Raw genomic sequence first — 17527 nt, 5'->3', positions numbered from 1 at the left:
GACGCACACCCGTGCGCGGCCGTGATCGATTAGTCTCGCGCGCAGCTCCGCAATCGGTCGGCCGCATGGACACCTGCACAAGCCTTGACGATCTTTCGACGCAGGATCGCGATCTGGTGCAGGCCGCGCTGGGCGCCGCCGCGCATGCCTATGCGCCTTACTCGGGCTATGCCGTCGGCGCGGCGTTGCGCACGCGCGGCGGCGTCGTGTACCGCGGCTGCAACGTGGAAAACGCCGCCTACGGCGTGGTGCTGTGCGCCGAGGTGGGCGCGCTGGCCGCGGCCAATGTCGATGGCGCGGGCGATGCCGTGCAGGTGATCGCGGTGACCGGGCGCCTGCTGACGACGGCTGCGCAACAGAGCGGCGTGGTGGTCACGCCCTGCGGGCGCTGCCGGCAGTTGATCTTCGAGGCATCCCAGCGTGCGCGCCACGACATCCGCGTGCTGTGCTGCAACCACGATCTGAGCCGCATCGAGATCACCAGCATCGCGGCGCTGCTGCCCTCGGGTTTCGGCCCGGCCAGCCTGGGCATGGGCTGAGCGATCGGCCGCTGCGCGCGCGATCAGGCGTCGGCGTAACCGCGCGGATTGGCCTGCTGCCAGCGCCAGGCATCGGCGCACAGCGCGGACAGGTCGCGCTGCGTGCGCCAGCCCAGGACTGCAGCCGCGCGGGTCGGATCGGCCCAGTACGCGGCGATGTCACCGGGGCGGCGCGCGACGATCTCGTGCGGCAGCGCGCGGCCGATCACGTGCTCGAACGCATGCAGCAGTTGCAGCACCGAGGTGCCGCGACCGCTGCCCAGGTTCAGCGTCAGCCGTTGCGGCGCGTGCTCGAGCAGGTGGCGCAGCGCGGCCACGTGGCCCTCGGCCAGATCCATCACGTGGATGTAGTCGCGCACGCCGCTGCCATCCGCGGTGGGCCAGTCGCCGCCGAACACGCGCAGCGCGGGCAGGCGCCCCACGGCGACCTGGGTGATGTATGGCATCAGGTTGTCGGGCACGCCGCGCGGGTCCTCGCCGATCAGTCCGCTCGGGTGCGCGCCGACCGGGTTGAAATAGCGCAGCGCGGCGATGCGCCAGCCCGGCTCGCTGGCGGCGAGATCGCCCAGCATCTGCTCGATCATCCACTTGCCGCGACCGTAGGGGTTCACCGGGTCGCAGCGCATGTCCTCGCGGAACTGCGCCACGCTCGGCTCGCCATACACCGTGGCCGATGAGGAGAAGATCAGCGTGCGCACGCCGGCGCGCTGCATGGCTTGCAGCAGCGCGACACTGCCGCCGACGTTGTTGTCGTGGTAGCGCAGCGGCGCGGCCGTGGATTCACCCACCGCCTTGAGCCCGGCGAAGTGCATCACCGCGGCGACCGGCTGCGCGGCGAACAGCGCATCCAGCGCCTGCGCATCGCGGATATCGGCCACGATCAGGCGCGGCTCGACGCCGCTGATGCGCCGCACGCGGCGCAGCGATTCGGCGCTGCTGTTGCACAGGTTGTCCAGCACCAGCGGCGTGTAGCCGGCCGCGATCAGCGCCACGCAGGCGTGCGCGCCGATATAGCCGGCGCCGCCGGTGACGAGGATGGTCGGGCTCATCGGGCGCGTTTCACGGTTCGACTCATCTCAATGCTCCGGCGCGAGCGCAGGATCGAAGGCAAGACGCAACCCAAGGCGCAGCGCAGCGGCATTCATGCGTTGGTCCAAGCCTGCGATCATTTTGGCGCCGACGTCCACCGCCACGGCCAGGTGCAGCGCATCACCCGAGCGCAAGCCATCGCGCCACGGCCGACACAAATCGGCGGCGCGCTGAAACGCATCGCGGCCGATCGGCAGCAATTGCAGGCCGCCAGCACAGAGCTCCTTGAATGCCGCGTGCGCATGCTTGGCGTGCGCCGGTCGCAGGCTGCCCATGCGCTGCTTGATGGCGATGGCGCTGGCGAATTCCACCGCGCACCAATCCGCTGACACCAGCGGCAACGATGTCGCGGCGAACCACGTGGTCACGGCGGCGGTGGCCGGTTCGTGTGTCAGCAAGGCAACAACGGTGCTGGTATCAAGGTAGATCATGCGCGCGCGCGATCAATAGCGTGCCGCATCGCGTAGCGCGTCGAGCACAGGCGCGGTCTCCGGCATGCGTGCCTGCGCCGCTCGCAGGCGATTGACGAAAGCCGACTTGTCGAACGGTCGCAGCGGCGCGATGCGGATCTCGCCGGCCGCGGTCAGACTGACCTCGACGGCGGTTCCCTCGCGCAGGCCGAGCGTGCGCACTTGCACCGCGGGCAGGCGCACGGCCAGGCTGTTGCCCCAGCGGGAAATATTCGAATGCATCATGTTCTCCTGTACGCGCCATAGTATAGACCTGTAGATACGCCACGTCGATTCGGCTGGACGGGTCCGTTTCGCGTGGTGGCACAACGTCGGTAGCGAAGGATCTCGACGCGTCGATGCGCTGACTGGCGCGCGTCCGATGCGGCATCATGCGCGATTCGCGGACGAGGACGCGCATGGACCTGCACGCATGGTGGTGGCGCATCACGGCGCTGGGCGACAGCGCGGTGCTGCTGCCGATCGCGCTGCTGCTGGCGGCGTGGCTGCTGCTGCGCGGCGGCACGCGCGCGGTGGGCTGGTGGTGGCTGGGCGTGCTGTGCGTGGATGTCGGCGTGGTGGCGCTGAGCAAGCTGCTGTACATGGGCTGGGGACTGCATCCGCACGAAGCGCCCGGCGTGCTCACCCAGGCGGCGCACGACGATCCGCGCCTGACCCGCCTCGGCGCGTTTCTGCGCCGCAGCAGCCTCGACGAGCTGCCGCAGTTCTTCAACGTGCTCAAGGGCGCCATGTCCATCGTCGGCCCGCGTCCGCACGCGGTCGAGCACAACGCGCAATACATGAACCTGATCGATCACTACGCGCTGCGCCACACGGTCAAGCCGGGCATCACCGGCTGGGCGCAGATCAATGGCTGGCGCGGCGAGACCGAGACCGTGAACAAGATGCAGGGCCGCATCGAGCACGACCTGTACTACATCGAGCACTGGTCGCTGGCCTTCGACCTGCGCATCATCGCGCTCACCTTGCTGCGCGGTTTCGTGAACAAGAATGCCTACTGAACGCGCCCAAGGTCGCGACGGAATGAGGCGCGGCACGCGCCCGATCGTGCGCCGGCCTCGTGTCCGGGGCTGTCGGTCCTTCGCGAGGCCAACCCGCGGCGATTTCCCGACACGGTCATCGCAATGATCGATCTGCACTGCCACATGCTGCCCGCGATCGACGATGGCGCGCCGGATCTGGCGGTGGCGCTGGCGATGGCGCGCATGGCCGCGCAGGACGGCATCAGCACCGTCGCCTGCACGCCGCATATCTATCCGGGGCTTTACGACAACGATCGCGCGCGCATCCTCGTCGCCGTGGAGGCATTCCGACAGGAGCTGGCGCGCGCGGCATCGACCTGACTATGTGTTGACAATGTCATATATATGTCAGTACGCTCTGAGCCGCCCCGAGCAAACGCTTGGTGGATTAGAGAAACACGAAAAGCTATTCAACATACTGATGTAATTTAATATTCTCGATGGAGACAATGAACATGACCACCACCATCCAAGTAAGAACCGAGGCCGAACTCAAGAGCAAGTCTGAACAGGTGCTCAACGAACTCGGGATGGATCTCTCGGGCGCAATCCGGGTGTTTCTCAACCAGGTTGTCCTGCGCGGTGGTTTGCCGTTTGAAGTTGTCCTGCCGCAGCCTAATGCCGCGACGCTCAAGGCAATCAGCGATTCCTACAATCGCAAGAACATCGGCCGCGCAAGCAGCGTCGCGTCGATGCTCGACGAGTTCGAGAGGAGCGCCGATTGATGGTTGAGTTTGTCGCGGGCACAAGTCGCGCTCACTCATGAGGAAATCGTATGTCAACGAAAAACAAGAGCAGTGGACTTGTGCCCCGTTCGGTGTCATGGGTCAAGCAGTTCAAGAAAGACTACAAAGCCGCCGCTAAGAAAGCGAAGGCAGATCTTGCTGCGCTACAGAAGGTGATGCAGATGATCGAACGCCGCGAAACGCTGCCACCTGAATTCCGCGACCATCCACTCACCGGGCGCTACCCACGCCGCGATGGTGACACCAACTGCCGCGAGTGCCATGTCGGCAACGACTGGTTACTCATCTACCGCTTTCCGGACGACGGCACCGTCGAATTCGTCAGGACTGGCACACATTCCGATCTGTTCGGGTGAGTGAGCACGAGCAGTCTGTTCGAGGTTCAGACTGGGCGGCTTGATCGAATTGGTTGATGGGGGTGTTGGCCAACTGGATGGAGTTCGCCGCCAACGCAGACCTGACCAAGAAGATCATGCGCGCGCGATCAATAGCGTGCCGCATCGCGTAGCGCGTCGAGCACAGGCGCGGTCTCCGGCATGCGTGCCTGCGCCGCTCGCAGGCGCTTGACGAAAGCCGACTTGTCGAACGGTCGCAGCGGCGCGATGCGGATCTCGCCGGCCGCGGTCAGACTGACCTCGACGGCGGTTCCCTCGCGCAGGCCGAGCGTGCGCACTTGCACCGCGGGCAGGCGCACGGCCAGGCTGTTGCCCCAGCGGGAAATATTCGAATGCATCATGTTCTCCTGTACGCGCCATAGTATAGACCTGTAGATACGCCACGTCGATTCGGCTGGACGGGTCCGTTTCGCGTGGTGGCACAACGTCGGTAGCGAAGGATCTCGGCGCGTCGATGCGCTGACTGGCGCGCGTCCGATGCGGCATCATGCGCGATTCGCGGACGAGGACGCGCATGGACCTGCACGCATGGTGGTGGCGCATCACGGCGCTGGGCGACAGCGCGGTGCTGCTGCCGATCGCGCTGCTGCTGGCGGCGTGGCTGCTGCTGCGCGGCGGCACGCGCGCGGTGGGCTGGTGGTGGCTGGGCGTGCTGTGCGTGGATGTCGGCGTGGTGGCGCTGAGCAAGCTGCTGTACATGGGCTGGGGACTGCATCCGCCGGGGCTGGATTTCGTCGGCCTATGCGGACACTGCGCGCTGTCGTTCCTGATCTGGCCGGTGCTGGCGGCCTTGCTGGCGGCGCGGCGATCACCGCGCGGGCGGATGCTGGCGCTGTCCGTGGGCGCGTTGCTGGCGCTGGGCGTCACCGTGTCACGCCTCACCCTGGACGCGCATTCGCCGTCCGAAGCCGTGCTCGGCACGCTGTGGGGCGCGCTACTGGCGGGCGTGTTCCTGTGGCACGAGCGCCGCCCCGGGCGCCTGCAACAGGCCGGTGGCTGGATGGCGCTGGTGCTGCTGCTGCCGCTGCTGCTCACCTACGGGCGCGTGATGCCGTCCAACCGCATCCTCGCGGTGATCGCGCGCGATGTCAGCGGGCACGCACGCATCTACACGCGCTGCGATTTGCCGCGCGCCGTACTCGGCCATGCCTGCGGCGCGTCGCCGCGGGCGCGCAAGCCGCGGCAAGAAGCTTCGCGGCGCTGAGCAGACAAGCACCGTGCTGTCGCGCGAGGCCCCTGCGGACCACGCGCGCATCGTGTCGAAAGCGTAATGAAGTGCCCTTTACAGCGCGCGCGGCCAGGCAGCAAACTCGATCGTACGGAGTGGCCGATGCGCGGCGGGACAGTCGGGTCGCGCGGTTACCGGGGCAGCACGGGATGCTCAGGAGCAACACGGCGATGGAGGAGACATGAAACGAGGGATGTTGCGAGCCTATTCGGCGGGTTTCACCGCGCTCAGTCGCGTCGCCGACGTGGTGCTGGTGATCGGCGGTGGCTTGCTGGCGTACACGCTGCGGTTTCGTCGGGTGCCGGATGCGCTGCCGCTGAGCTATGTCGCGGTGATCGTCATCGCGGCGCTGCTGGCGGCGCTGCTGTTTCCGCTGCTGGGCGTGTATCGCTCGTGGCGCGCGCGCGGTCTGCGCGCGCCGGTGGGGCAGGTGCTGCTGAGCTGGGCCGCGGTGTTCGCGCTGATCCTGCTGATGCTGGTATTGGTCAAGAAAAACGATCTGCTGTCGCGCGCCTGGATGGCGCTGTGGTTCCTGTCCACGGCCGCCGCGCTGCTGCTGCTGCGGGTCGGCTTGTACATGCTGCTGCATGCGCTGCGCGCGCGCGGCTACAACCTGCGCAAGGCGGTCATCGTCGGTTGCGGCGCGCAGGCGCAGGCGCTGCTGCAGCGCGCGCGCGATCCGCAGTGGGCCGGCTTCGAGGTGGCCGCCGTGTTCGATCCGGGCATGGATGCCTGCGAGGTCGGCGGCGTCGCGGCGCAGCCGCTCGATGGACTCGGCGCCTACGTCGCCGACAACGCCATCGACGAGGTCTGGGTCAGCCTGCCGCTGGCGCAGAGCGCCTTGCTGGAGCCGGTGCTGGCGCAACTGCGCAACAGCACCGCCAACGTGCGCTACGTGCCGGACATGCTCGGCCTGTTCCTGCTCAACCACGGCGTCACCGAGGTCCTCGACACGCCGATGCTGGACCTCACCGCCACGCCGATGCAGGGCTTCAACCGCGCGCTCAAGCGCGCCGAGGATGTGCTGCTCTCGCTGCTGATCCTGCTGCTGGTCAGCCCGCTGCTGCTGACGATCGCGCTGGCGGTCAAGCTGACTTCGCGCGGGCCGGTGCTGTTCCGGCAGAAGCGCCACGGCTGGGACGGACGCGAGATCGAGGTGTGGAAGTTCCGCAGCATGCGCCTGCATCACGAAGCGCCCGGCGTGCTCACCCAGGCGGCGCACGACGATCCGCGCCTGACCCGCCTCGGCGCGTTTCTGCGCCGCAGCAGCCTCGACGAGCTGCCGCAGTTCTTCAACGTGCTCAAGGGCGCCATGTCCATCGTCGGCCCGCGTCCGCACGCGGTCGAGCACAACGCGCAATACATGAACCTGATCGATCACTACGCGCTGCGCCACACGGTCAAGCCGGGCATCACCGGCTGGGCGCAGATCAATGGCTGGCGCGGCGAGACCGAGACCGTGAACAAGATGCAGGGCCGCATCGAGCACGACCTGTACTACATCGAGCACTGGTCGCTGGCCTTCGACCTGCGCATCATCGCGCTCACCTTGCTGCGCGGCTTCGTGAACAAGAATGCCTACTGAACGCGCCCAGGGTCGCGACGGAATGAGGCGCGGCACGCGCCCGATCGTGCGCCGGCCTCGTGTCCGGGGCTGTCGGTTCTCCGCGAGGCCAACCCGCGGCGATTTCCCGACACGGTCATCGCAATGATCGACCTGCACTGCCACATGCTGCCCGCGATCGACGATGGCGCGCCGGATCTGGCGGTGGCGCTGGCGATGGCGCGCATGGCCGCGCAGGACGGCATCAGCATCGTCGCCTGCACGCCGCACATCTATCCGGGGCTTTACGACAACGATCGCGCGCGCATCCTCGTCGCCGTGGAGGCGTTTCGACAGGAGCTGGCGCGCGCCAGCATCGACCTGACGTTGACCACGGGCGCTGATATCCACCTCGCCCCGGATCTGCTCGAGGGTCTGCGCGGCGGTCGCATTCCGACGTTGGCCGACAGCCGCTACTTCCTGTTCGAGCCACCGCACCATGTCGCGCCTCCGCGGCTCGAGGAGTCAGTGTTTCAGGTGCTGGCGGCCGGCTATGTGCCGGTGCTGACGCATCCCGAACGGCTGACCTGGATCGAGGAGCACTATCCGGTCTTCGCAAAGCTGGTGCGCGGGGGCGCCTGGATGCAGGTCACCGCCGGCAGTCTCACCGGTCGTTACGGGCGGCGTCCGCGCTATTGGGCCGAGCGCATGCTGGACGAGGGGCTGGTGCATCTGCTGGCGACCGATGCCCATCACAGCGAGCGCCGCGTGCCGTTGCTGGCCGAGGCGCGCGACGCCGCCGCCGTGCGCGTGGGCGCGGATGAAGCGCTGCATCTCGTGCTGACGCGACCGCAATGCATCCTCTACAATCGCCCGGCCCACGAGGCGCCAGCGTTGCCCGCCATGTCCGCGCGGACGCCCAAGGCAAGCTGGTGGTCGCGCTGGCGGCGCCGCGCATGAATGGTCGCGCCGTCACGCGCATGCCGGCGCGGCGCCGGTGATGGCCGCCACGTGGTGATGGTTCGCCGAATCGAACACGCGCTGCGCGGGTCGTGACCCGCATCCACTCAGGGAGTCGTAATGGGCAAGCCGATACTGAAATTCGTACTGCTTGTCTGCGGCTTGCTGCTGCTGGCCGCCTGCGCCTCCAATCCCCCCGCCGACACCGTGGTGCCGATGGTGTCGCCCGGTGCCCGCGCGTTCAATCCAGCCGCGCTGCTGGGGCCTGAGAGGGTGAGAGTTTTTCTCTGAGCCACCCAAACGGTTGTGCGGCAGGCATGATAGCGAGCATGACGACATCCACTGAGCATGACCCGGCGGCGACGCAGACAGGCCTGTTTCTGGACCTGCCCGAGCCCAGCGAAGCCCAGGTACGGGAGGCGCAGGCCAAGGCGGCGATGCAGCGAGAGCAAGGCGCGCCGCGATTGCTCGAACCCAACCGTTTGCAGGTGGAGCTGCGCGCCTCGGACCTGGAATCGTTGTTGCCCGAGGACCACCGGGCGCGACTGGTGTGGGGTTACGTCGAGCGTCAGGACCTGAGTCGGTTGATCGAGGCGGTCAAGGCGCGCGGCAGCAACGCCGGTCGTGCGGCGATCGACCCGCGCATTCTGTTCGCACTGTGGCTGTACGCCACGCTGGACGGTGTGGGCAGCGGCCGCGAAGTGGCGCGGCTGAGCCTGGAGCACGATGCGTACCGGTGGATTTGCGGCGGCGTGTCGGTGAACTATCACGCGCTCAATGATTTTCGTGCGGGCAACGAAGCGCTGATGGACGAGCTGCTCACGGATAACGTAGCCGCCCTGGCCGCGGTGGGTGCGATCACCTTGCAGCGCGTGGCGCAGGACGGCATGCGCGTTCGCGCCGCTGCGGGTGCCGCCTCGTTCCGCCGCCAAGCCAGCCTGGACGACCACCTGAGCCAGGCCCGCGAGCTGGTGCAGACGATCAAGACGCAGGCCCAGGCCGATCCGGGTCAAGCCCGGCGGCAAGCGCAGGCGGCCAAGCTGCGCGCGGCCCGGGAGCGCGAAGCGCGCATCCAGGCGGCGCTGGAGCAACTGCCTGAAGTGGCCGCTGCCAAGAAGCGCAACGGCTCCAGGGCCGAAGACGCCAGAGCGAGCACCACCGACGCCGACGCGCGGGTCATGAAGATGGGCGACGGCGGTTTCCGTCCGGCGTTCAACGTGCAGTTTGCCACCACCTGCGAAGAACAGGTCATCGTCGGCATGGACGTGGTCACCGCCGGCAGCGACATGGCGCAACTGGCGCCGATGGTCGAGCAGGTCGCGCAGCGCCTGGGGCGCAGCCCGGAGCAGTGGCTGGTCGATGGCGGCTTCCCCGCGCACGAGCAGATCGATGCGGTGGCCGGCAGGACCAAGGTCTACGCGCCGGTGCCAGAACCCAGGACGAAGCAGGACGCGCAGGGCAAGGAGGTCGCGCAGGACAAGCACCAACCCAAGCCCGATGACTCCGAGGCGGTGGCCCAGTGGCGCGTGCGCATGGCCGGCAGCGAGGCCAGGGACATCTACAAGCAGCGCGCGGCAACCGCCGAATGCGTCAACGCCCAGGCGCGTAACCGAGGCCTGCTGCGCATGCCCGTGCGTGGCTTGGCCAAGGTCCGCTCGGTGGTGGGCCTGTTCGTGCTGGCGCACAACCTGTTGCGCACCGCCGCGCTGGCACCGCAACTCATCGGTTGGGGGACAGATCCGTCCGCCATGGCGGCGCAGGCCGCATGAGAGGGCAAGAAATGGCCCCAAAGCGCTCAGCCAGCGCGAAGTTCGGGAGACCGACACCCATCACGGGCACCGTCTGCGCCATTCGACCGCACGCGCAGGCGACCACGTCCAGCATCAGCAGCCGTCGCGCCCACGCCGACAACCGAAAAACTCACAGCCTCTGAGGCGTTGCAATACCGCCTCGGCCCCGGCGATCTGCTCGAGGTCAGCGTGTTCCAGGTGAAGGACTTCAACAAGGTCAAGGTGCGCGTGGACAGCGTCGGCGACGTCGCCCTGCCGCTGGCCGGCGTGGTCAAGGTCGGCGGCCTCACCGTCAACGAGGCGCGGCAGGCGATCACGCGACAACTCGCGGCGACCTACCTGCAGGATCCGCAAGTCTCGCTGTTCGTGGACAAGTCCGCCAACGAACGCTTCACCGTGGACGGCGCCGTGCACAAGCCCGGGGTGTATCCGATGGTCGGGCAGATGAATCTGCTGCAGGCCATCGCCATGGCCGAGGGACCCACCACGCTGGCCAACGATAGTCGGGTGGTGATCTTCCGCGCCATCGATGGCAAGCCGATGGCCGCGCGTTTCGACATCGACCGGATCCGCGCCGGCACGATGATCGATCCGCCGCTGTACCCCAACGACATCATCGTGGTCGACGAGTCGGGCCTGAAGTCCACGCTGAAGGGAATCGTCGACAACCTGCGCGGGTTCCTCTACTTCCAGGCCTACAAGCTCTGACCGCAGGATCGACTCCGCGATGCCACGAATCGACATGGACCTTGCATGACCCCCAATACCCTCGACACGGAAACCGTCCCGGAATCGGGCACGCGCATGCCCGATGGCGGCATGCCGGGCGATGACGACATCGACCTGCAAGCCTATTGGCGCGCGCTGGTGGGTCGGCGCTGGCTGATCCTCGGCGCGACCGGACTGTGCGTGCTGATCGCGTTGATCCTGACCCTGCTGGCCACGCCCATCTTCCGCGCCGATACCACGCTGCAGATCAACCGCGACACGGTCAACGTCGTGCAGGTGCAAGGCTTCCAGCCGGTCGAATCGCTGAATGACCAAACCTTCTACCAGACCCAGTACGACCTGCTGAAGAGCCACTCGCTGGCGCGGCGCGTGGTGGTGGCGATGGATCTGCAGCACGACGCGGCATTCCAGAAGCTGCTGCGGCCCTCGCCGCTGGCACGCCTGCTGGGCTTTCTGCATGGCGCATCGACGCGCAAGCCCAGCCCGACCGATCAATTGCGCGCCGATGCCGATGCGCTGCTGAACATGGTCTCGGTGCAGCCGGTGCTCAACTCCAAGCTGGTGGATGTGTCCGTCGACACGCCCGATCCGCGGCTGTCCGCGCGGATCGCAAACGTCTACGCCGACCAGTTCATCCGCTCCAACCTCGACCGGCGCATGGCCGCATCGGGTTACGCCAAGCAGTACCTCGAGGATCGCCTGCAGGAGCTCAAGCTGCGCCTCGAGGATTCCGACACGGATCTGGTGGCGTTCGCGCAAAAGCACCAGATCGTCAACATCAGCGATCGACAAAGCCTGGTCGGACAGCAGCTCGAGCAGCTCAACGTCGCGCTGGCGCAGGCCGAGCAGGACCGCTACAAGGCCGAGGCCAAGTGGCGCCAACTGCAGGGCGCGCCCGCCGACCAGATCGCGCAGGTGCTGGGCGATCCGGTCATCGAGAAGCTGCAGCAGGCCTACGCCGAGGACCAGGCCAAGTACCAGGACCAGTTGCGCATCTACAAGCCGGCGTTCCCGGCCATGCTGCAATTGCACGCCAAACTGGATGAAATCCACCGCCAGATCACCGCGCGCACCGCGCTGGTGCGTGGCTCCGTGCAGAGCGCCTACGCGGCGGCCAAGGCGCGCGAGACGCTGCTGCGCCAGCGCGTGGCCGACCTGCGCCAGCAGGTGCTGAATCTCGAACAGCGCAGCATCCGTTACAACATCCTCAAGCGCGAGGTGGACACCAACCGTCAGCTCTACGACGCCATCCTGCAGCGCTACAAGGAGATCGGCGTCGCCGGCGGCGTCGGCATCAACAACATCTCGGTGGTGGACCGCGCGGAGCCGCCCATGGTGCGTTACCGGCCGCGGCTGAAGTTGAATCTGACCATCGGCCTGCTGCTGGGCCTGTTCGCCGGTATCGCAGCGGCCCTGGTGCTGGACCACCTCGACGACACCGTGCATGTGGCGACGGATGCCGAGCAGAAACTCGGCCTGGCCGTGCTCGGCATCATCCCGCTGGCGCGCACGGGCACGCCGGAGCAGGCGATGCAAGATCCGCGCTCGGCGCTGGCCGAGGCCTATCGCTCGGCGCGCACCGCGCTGCAGTTCGCCACCGCCGACGGCGTGCCGCGCTCGCTGCTGATCACCAGCACGCGCCCAGGCGAGGGCAAGAGCACCACCGCCCTGGCGCTGGCGCAGAGCTTCGCGCAGATGGGGCGGCGCGTGCTGCTGGTCGACGCCGACATGCGCAATCCGGCGCAGCACAATCTCGGCGCGGTCGACAACAGCCGTGGCCTGAGCAACGTACTGGCCGGCGCGCTCACCTGGCGCGAAGCGATCGTCAGCAGCGAACACGGCGCGGCCGTGCTCGCCTGCGGGCCGCTGCCACCCAATCCCGCCGAACTGCTGGCCGGGCCGCGCCTGGCCACCTTGCTCGCCGAGGCCCAGGCCGAGTACGACCTGGTGATCCTCGACAGCCCGCCCGTGCTGGGTCTGGCCGATGCCCCCGTGCTGGCGCACAGCGTCGCCGCCACCCTGCTGGTCATCGAGGCCGGCGGCGCGCGCATCGACGACATCCGCGACGCGCTCAAGCGTCTGCGCGCGGCGCGCGCGCGCGTGGTCGGCGCGGCACTGACCAAGCTTGACGCGCGGCACGGCGCCTACGGCTATGGCTACAGCTACGACTATGGTGGCGCCTATGGCGGCAAGACGAGTCGCCGCGACGCCTGAGTCGCGGCGCACGGCGTTCGCGCATCGAGTTACTGCGGGCGCCGGCGGCGGCGTGAGCGTGGACCGCAGCGGATGCACGGTATGCGTGGCGCGCACGCGCGTGGCGCCGTGATGACTGCGCCGCGGTGAGCCGTGCGGCCGCCATCGCCGCGCGCAGCGCCGCCGCGCTGCTGATCGCCGCGCTGCTCGGCTGGCGGCTGCTGGGTCTGACACTCTCCATGCAACGACTGCACGCCGATCCGGCCGCGGCGCATGCGTGGGCCGCGCAGTCCGCGGCCGCCGCCGCCGACTGGGCGCAGCAACGCTTCGATGCGGGCGACACGGCCGCGGCCTCGCGGCTGGCGCGCGCCGCCCTGATCGCTTCGCCGCTGAGCGCCGACGCCTATCGCGTGCTGGCCGAGGTCGCCTTGCGGCGCGGCGCCAGCGCCAGCGCCGAAGCGCGCCTGCACATCGCCGCGCGTCTCGATCCGCGCGACGCCGCCACCCAGGCCTGGCTGGCGGCGGCGGCGCTGCGCGACGGGCATCTCGAGGCCGCGCTGTGGCATCTGGACGCCATCCTGCGCGTGCACCCCACACTCGCCGCGCGCTTGTATCCGCAACTGCTGACGCTGGCCCGCGTGCCGGGCGCCGCGCTGGCCTACCGCGCGGTGTTCGCGGCGCATCCGCCCTGGGGCGGCGACTTCTTTCGCTGGGCCTGCGTACAGCCGGCCACCGCTGACGCGCCGGTGCGGGTGTTGTTCGCGGCCTTGCGCGCGGTGCCCGACGCGCTGCACGCGGCCGACTGGTCGGCCTACCTCGATCGCCTGATCGGCCAGCGGCGCTGGCTGCCCGCCTACATGGCCTGGGTCGAAAGTCTGCCGCCCGCGCAGCAACAGCACCTGGACAACATCTTCGATGGCGATTTCCAGTATCCGCCCAGCGGGCGCGGCTTCGACTGGCGCATCAGCTATGTGCCCGGCGCGGAGATCGCGGTGGTGCCGCGTGCCACGGCGAGCGGCAACGCCCTGCAAGTGCGCTTCCTCGATCAGCGCGCGCCGTTGGCGGGGCAGGTGGCGCAACTGCTGGTGCTGGCGCCCGGGCGCTACCGCGTCAGCGGACAGGCGCGGCTGCACGGCCTGCAGAACGACCGCGGCCTGCAGTGGGTGCTGAGCTGTGCCGACAACGGCGGCCAACTGGGCGCCAGCGCGCGGATGCGCGGCAGCCTGCCGTGGCACGATTTTGCTTTCGACGTGGAGGTACCGGCGCAGGGTTGCGGCGCGCAGTGGCTCAGCCTGCGTCTGGCCTGGCGCATCCCCGCCGAGCAATGGGCGGATGGCCGCGCCGAGTTCACCGATCTGCGCGCCATGCGCCTGGCTCCCGGGCGTTAGAACGAAGTTGCCGACAGCGTGTGGTCACTGCGGCTGATCCGACCTCGGCGCACGCGGACCACTCCGGGCGGTTCGCTGGGCGGCGCGCGCAGGTCGGACGATGCGCGCCGAAACGCGACCGGTCCCGGCTCGAGGCCAGTCGCAGCGGCGGTTGCACCGCCCAAGCAAGCGGCAGTAAGCTGCGCGCGAGAGCTTGGGCTGCGCCCATGCTCCACCTTCATGCAGGGAGATCGCCATGAAAGTCCACCGCATCTTGTTGGCAACCGCGCTCGCACTCGGCGTGGTCGGCGTCGCGCAGGCCAACCCCGTGGCCATGATCTACAAGGTCGAAGGCAAGGTCATGGTCAACCAGGGCCAGAAGTTCCTTCCGGCCAAGACCGGCATGCCGCTCAGCGTCGGCGATCGCGTGATGGTGATGCCGGGCTCGCAAGTCATGCTCGATTACGGCAGCGGCTGCAGCATGACGCTCGCGCCCAACAGTACCTTCACCGTGACTCCCGATTGCCAGCCCATCCTGGCGGCGGCCGGCGGATCGGACGCAGCGTCCTCCGGCACCAACTACACCCCATTGATCGCCGTCGGTGGCGTGGTGGTGCTCGCGGCCCTGGTCGCGGGCGGCGGTGGCAGCAGCAGCAATAGCAACCCCATCAGCCCCTGAGTCGGGCGCATGGTCACGATCCCCGGCCCGGCCTTGCGCCGGGCCGCGTTCGTTTCAACCACCGCGCACTCCGATCACGCCCGATCCTGGCCGCAGCGGCTGATCGCAGCCTGCGCCATGCTGGTGCTGGCCGCGGCCCTGCTGCTCGGCGGCGGCACCATGCAAGGCCTGCCCGGCGACGCCATCGTCATCGCGCTGGGTCTGTTGCTGGCGGTGCTGCTGGTGGCGGCGTGGCCCGCGCACCTGCTGCGTGACCATCGCGCCGAATGCATCCTGCTGCTGGCGGTGCTGCTGTTGCCCCTGCTGCAGTTGCTGCCGTTGCCGCCCGCTCTGTGGACCGCGTTGCCCGGTCGCGCCGCGCTGGCCGCGGACCAGGCCAGCGTCGGCATCGCGCCGCACTGGGCGCCGCTCAGCCTCGATCCGGCCGGCACCTGGCGTGCGTGGCTGGCCATGCTGCCGGCGGCGGCCCTGTTCCTGGCCGCGCTCACGCTCTCGCGGCGCGAATTGCTGCGCCTCACCCTGCTGATCCCGCTGCTGGCGCTGGCCGGCGCGCTGCTGGGTTTCGCGCAGGTGGCGGGTGGGCCGGACAGCCCGTTGCGGCTGTTCGCCTACACCCAGCGCACCAGCGCCGAGGGCTTCTTCGCCAATCGCGATCATTTCGCCGACCTGCTCAACATCGGCATGCTGCTGAGCGCCGCCTGGCTGATCGCGCTGTGGCTGCAGCCGGGTGCGCGCGCGGCGCGTCGCATGCTGGTCATGGCGGCGTGGTGGGTCACGCTGGCGACCCTGCTGGTGGCGCTGCTGCTGACGCAATCGCGCGCCGGCGTGGCGCTGGGCGCGTTGACCCTGGTCGCCATCGTGGTGCTGGCCTGGCGCGCCGGCCAGGTCAAGCCGCGGCTGGTACGGCGCATGGCGCTGGCGTTGCTGGTCATCGCCATGCTGGCGCTGCAGTGGGGCCTGTACGCGGTGCTGGCGCGCTTGCATCAGGACCCGTTCGAGGATGCGCGCTGGTGGATCATGCGCACCACCTGGATCGCCGCCCAACACTATGGCTTTCTGGGTAGCGGCATCGGCAGCTTCGTGCATGTGCTGCCGCAGTTCCAGGCGCGCGCCACGCTGATCCCGCCCTACGTCAACCACGCCCACGACGACTACCTCGAGCTGTGGCTGGAAGGTGGCATCCCCGCGCTGCTGCTGATGCTGGCCTTCGTGGGTGGATGGGCGTGGCGCAGCCTGCGTGCGTGGCGCGCGCCGATCGCTGACGATCCATCCGCTGGCAACGCCACGCTGTCCGCGCTGATCGCGCGCGCCGCGGCCGCGGGCGTGCTGGTGCTGCTGCTGCACGCCACGGTCGATTACGCGCTGCGCACGCTGGCGCTGGAGGCCACGCTGGCGATACTGTGCGCCTGGTTGGCGCGCGGCGGCAAGGTCGATCTAAGCTCCAGAGGACGGGAATCGAGGCATCGCCTGGAAACGATTGTGGGTGCCGGGCGCGGCGCAGGATCCTGGCCTCATTCCGCAGCCCATTGAACAGACCCATGCGCCTGACTCCCGAACAAGCCGCCATCATCCGCAGCGCCGCCGCCGAGGTGTTCGGCAGCGATGCGCGCGTGTGGCTGTTCGGCTCGCGCGTGGACGACGCCAAGCGCGGCGGCGACATCGACCTGCTGATCGAATGCGACCAGCCCATTGCCAACCCTGCGTTCAGCGCCGCGCGCATGGCTGCACGCGTGCAACGCGGCCTGCATGGACGCAAAGTGGATGTGTTGCTGTTAGCGCCGGATCTGCTGCGCCTGCCCATTCACGATATCGCCAGAAGCCAGGGGGTGAGCTTGTGAATACACCCGCGGATTTGCGGCAACGTTTGCAATTCCTCGCGCGTGTCGTGGCGCGCGAGGTCGCGCACGCCGAGGCCACCGATCAGCGACTGTTCGCCGTGCCCTTCACGCCCGTGCAAGCACTTGCACTACGCCAGGATGCCGACTTGGCCGAGCGCGTGGATGCCTTCGTCAGCCGTTTCGGCCGCCTGCAGGATACGGTTGGCGACAAGCTGCTGCCGGCATGGCTCGCCGCGCTCGGTGAGCCTGTCGGGCCGATGACGGACAACCTCGATCGTGCCGAACGCTGGCGCATCATCGAGTCTGCCGAGCACTGGATGGCGCTGCGCCAATTGCGCAATCGCATGGTGCACGACTACATCGAAGACCCGGCCATACTGGCCGATGCACTGCAGACGGCGCACGCGCATCTGCACATACTTGCCAGGGCCGCGCGCGCCCTGCTGGCCGATCTCACGCGTCGCGGCCTGATCGAGGAGCACTGACCCCATGCGCCTGACCCCCGAACAAGCCGCCATCATCCGCAGCGCCGCCGCCGAGGTCTTCGGCACGGACGCGCGCGTGTGGCTGTTCGGCTCGCGCGTGGACGACGCCAGGCGCGGCGGCGACATCGATCTGCTGATCGAAACCCGTGATCGGCTCGCGCCTGCCGAGCTGGTGCGGCGTCGCACACGTTATGCCGCACGCCTGTATCGCAGCCTTGGCGAGCAGCGCATCGATATGGTGATCACCGCGCAGGGCGAGCCCGATCCACGCCCCGTGGTGGCCGAGGCCCAGCGCCACGGCATCCTGATGGTGGACGCATGATCGCGCACAACCGACTTGCTGCCGCTGCCTGGGAAGCCGACCAGCACGCCCGCGTACTCACCGAGTCAGTTGCGGACTGGCGTCGCCAGCCGGCGCCCGATTTGCCGGCCCTGGAGAGTGACCGCAGCGAAG

The 17527-nt window shown here is 68.5% G+C and carries 21 protein-coding genes and 1 pseudogene; 18 read left to right on the top strand and 4 right to left on the bottom strand.

Annotated features, from left to right (window positions below):
* The first annotated feature begins 65 nt into the window (after positions 1-65).
* A complete protein-coding gene (locus Mschef_RS11865; RefSeq protein ID WP_081128695.1) occupies positions 66-539 on the top strand; it encodes a cytidine deaminase in 474 nt (157 codons plus the stop codon).
* A 23-nt stretch (positions 540-562) separates the two neighbouring features.
* Here Mschef_RS11865 and galE read toward each other — a convergent pair whose 3' ends face one another.
* The 3 genes from galE to Mschef_RS11850 are packed head-to-tail and all read right to left on the bottom strand — an operon-like array spanning position 563 to position 2320.
* On the bottom strand, positions 563-1588 hold the full coding sequence (gene galE / locus Mschef_RS11860; protein ID WP_081128693.1) for a UDP-glucose 4-epimerase GalE: 1026 nt from the start codon (positions 1586-1588) through the stop codon (positions 563-565).
* A gap of 27 nt (positions 1589-1615) precedes the next feature.
* Positions 1616-2059: a type II toxin-antitoxin system VapC family toxin gene (locus Mschef_RS11855; protein ID WP_081128691.1), complete on the bottom strand. Its 444-nt coding sequence runs from the start codon at positions 2057-2059 to the stop codon at positions 1616-1618.
* Between the two features lie 12 nt (positions 2060-2071).
* Positions 2072-2320 (bottom strand): AbrB/MazE/SpoVT family DNA-binding domain-containing protein, encoded by a 249-nt coding sequence (locus Mschef_RS11850; protein WP_081129995.1) that lies wholly within the window; start codon positions 2318-2320, stop codon positions 2072-2074.
* A gap of 398 nt (positions 2321-2718) precedes the next feature.
* On the opposite strand from Mschef_RS11850, the pseudogene Mschef_RS18455 reads away from it, so the two are divergent.
* The 4 genes and pseudogenes from Mschef_RS18455 to Mschef_RS11830 form a co-directional block, all read left to right on the top strand.
* Positions 2719-3099 (top strand): annotated as a pseudogene (locus Mschef_RS18455) (sugar transferase); the annotation flags it as partial.
* A gap of 123 nt (positions 3100-3222) precedes the next feature.
* Positions 3223-3441, top strand: coding sequence for a CpsB/CapC family capsule biosynthesis tyrosine phosphatase (locus Mschef_RS11840; RefSeq protein WP_081128687.1), 219 nt, complete (start codon positions 3223-3225; stop codon positions 3439-3441).
* A gap of 134 nt (positions 3442-3575) precedes the next feature.
* Positions 3576-3845 carry a type II toxin-antitoxin system RelB/DinJ family antitoxin gene (locus tag Mschef_RS11835; RefSeq protein WP_168708997.1) on the top strand — a complete coding sequence of 90 codons (270 nt, stop codon included), beginning with the start codon at positions 3576-3578 and terminating at the stop codon, positions 3843-3845.
* A gap of 50 nt (positions 3846-3895) precedes the next feature.
* Positions 3896-4222 (top strand): type II toxin-antitoxin system YafQ family toxin, encoded by a 327-nt coding sequence (locus Mschef_RS11830; protein ID WP_081128683.1) that lies wholly within the window; start codon positions 3896-3898, stop codon positions 4220-4222.
* Between the two features lie 128 nt (positions 4223-4350).
* On the opposite strand, the gene Mschef_RS11825 is transcribed toward Mschef_RS11830, so the two are convergent.
* Positions 4351-4599, bottom strand: coding sequence for an AbrB/MazE/SpoVT family DNA-binding domain-containing protein (locus Mschef_RS11825; protein WP_081129994.1), 249 nt, complete (start codon positions 4597-4599; stop codon positions 4351-4353).
* A gap of 176 nt (positions 4600-4775) precedes the next feature.
* Between Mschef_RS11825 and Mschef_RS11820 the strand changes: the two genes are divergently transcribed.
* The 13 genes from Mschef_RS11820 to Mschef_RS11765 all read left to right on the top strand — a co-directional run bounded on the left by Mschef_RS11820 (position 4776) and on the right by Mschef_RS11765 (position 17395).
* Positions 4776-5465 carry a phosphatase PAP2 family protein gene (locus tag Mschef_RS11820; protein ID WP_176212451.1) on the top strand — a complete coding sequence of 230 codons (690 nt, stop codon included), beginning with the start codon at positions 4776-4778 and terminating at the stop codon, positions 5463-5465.
* A gap of 205 nt (positions 5466-5670) precedes the next feature.
* The gene (locus tag Mschef_RS11815) at positions 5671-7074 is read left to right on the top strand and encodes an undecaprenyl-phosphate glucose phosphotransferase (RefSeq protein ID WP_081128679.1); all 1404 of its coding nucleotides are present in this window, start codon (positions 5671-5673) and stop codon (positions 7072-7074) included.
* A 123-nt stretch (positions 7075-7197) separates the two neighbouring features.
* Positions 7198-7992 (top strand): tyrosine-protein phosphatase, encoded by a 795-nt coding sequence (locus tag Mschef_RS11810; protein ID WP_081128676.1) that lies wholly within the window; start codon positions 7198-7200, stop codon positions 7990-7992.
* 120 nt (positions 7993-8112) lie between these two features.
* Positions 8113-8283 carry a hypothetical protein gene (locus Mschef_RS17760; protein ID WP_168708996.1) on the top strand — a complete coding sequence of 57 codons (171 nt, stop codon included), beginning with the start codon at positions 8113-8115 and terminating at the stop codon, positions 8281-8283.
* A gap of 38 nt (positions 8284-8321) precedes the next feature.
* The gene (locus tag Mschef_RS11805) at positions 8322-9761 is read left to right on the top strand and encodes an IS1182 family transposase (protein ID WP_081126278.1); all 1440 of its coding nucleotides are present in this window, start codon (positions 8322-8324) and stop codon (positions 9759-9761) included.
* A 168-nt stretch (positions 9762-9929) separates the two neighbouring features.
* Entirely contained in the window at positions 9930-10490 is a 561-nt protein-coding gene (locus Mschef_RS11800; RefSeq protein ID WP_081128674.1) for a polysaccharide biosynthesis/export family protein, read from the top strand.
* Positions 10491-10535: 45 nt separating this feature from the next.
* Positions 10536-12725, top strand: a complete 2190-nt coding sequence (locus tag Mschef_RS11795; protein WP_081128672.1) for a GumC family protein — start codon at positions 10536-10538, stop codon at positions 12723-12725.
* A 125-nt stretch (positions 12726-12850) separates the two neighbouring features.
* Positions 12851-14092 carry a tetratricopeptide repeat protein gene (locus Mschef_RS11790; protein WP_081128670.1) on the top strand — a complete coding sequence of 414 codons (1242 nt, stop codon included), beginning with the start codon at positions 12851-12853 and terminating at the stop codon, positions 14090-14092.
* A 235-nt stretch (positions 14093-14327) separates the two neighbouring features.
* Positions 14328-14750, top strand: coding sequence for a FecR family protein (locus Mschef_RS11785; RefSeq protein WP_081128668.1), 423 nt, complete (start codon positions 14328-14330; stop codon positions 14748-14750).
* A 9-nt stretch (positions 14751-14759) separates the two neighbouring features.
* Positions 14760-16280 (top strand): O-antigen ligase family protein, encoded by a 1521-nt coding sequence (locus tag Mschef_RS11780; protein WP_081128666.1) that lies wholly within the window; start codon positions 14760-14762, stop codon positions 16278-16280.
* Positions 16281-16288: 8 nt separating this feature from the next.
* Entirely contained in the window at positions 16289-16588 is a 300-nt protein-coding gene (locus Mschef_RS11775; RefSeq protein ID WP_081128664.1) for a nucleotidyltransferase domain-containing protein, read from the top strand.
* Complete coding sequence (locus tag Mschef_RS11770; RefSeq protein ID WP_081128662.1) at positions 16585-17073, top strand: ribonuclease HepT family protein; 489 nt, start codon at positions 16585-16587, stop codon at positions 17071-17073. The genes Mschef_RS11775 and Mschef_RS11770 overlap by 4 nt, the downstream gene beginning before the upstream one ends.
* Positions 17074-17077: 4 nt before the next feature.
* Complete coding sequence (locus Mschef_RS11765; protein ID WP_081128660.1) at positions 17078-17395, top strand: nucleotidyltransferase domain-containing protein; 318 nt, start codon at positions 17078-17080, stop codon at positions 17393-17395.
* Positions 17396-17527: the final 132 nt, after the last annotated feature.

It is taken from the genome of Metallibacterium scheffleri (genome assembly GCF_002077135.1).
GTDB classification, from domain to species: Bacteria; Pseudomonadota; Gammaproteobacteria; order Xanthomonadales; family Rhodanobacteraceae; genus Metallibacterium; species Metallibacterium scheffleri.
This window is presented reverse-complemented; position numbering and strand designations above follow the sequence as displayed.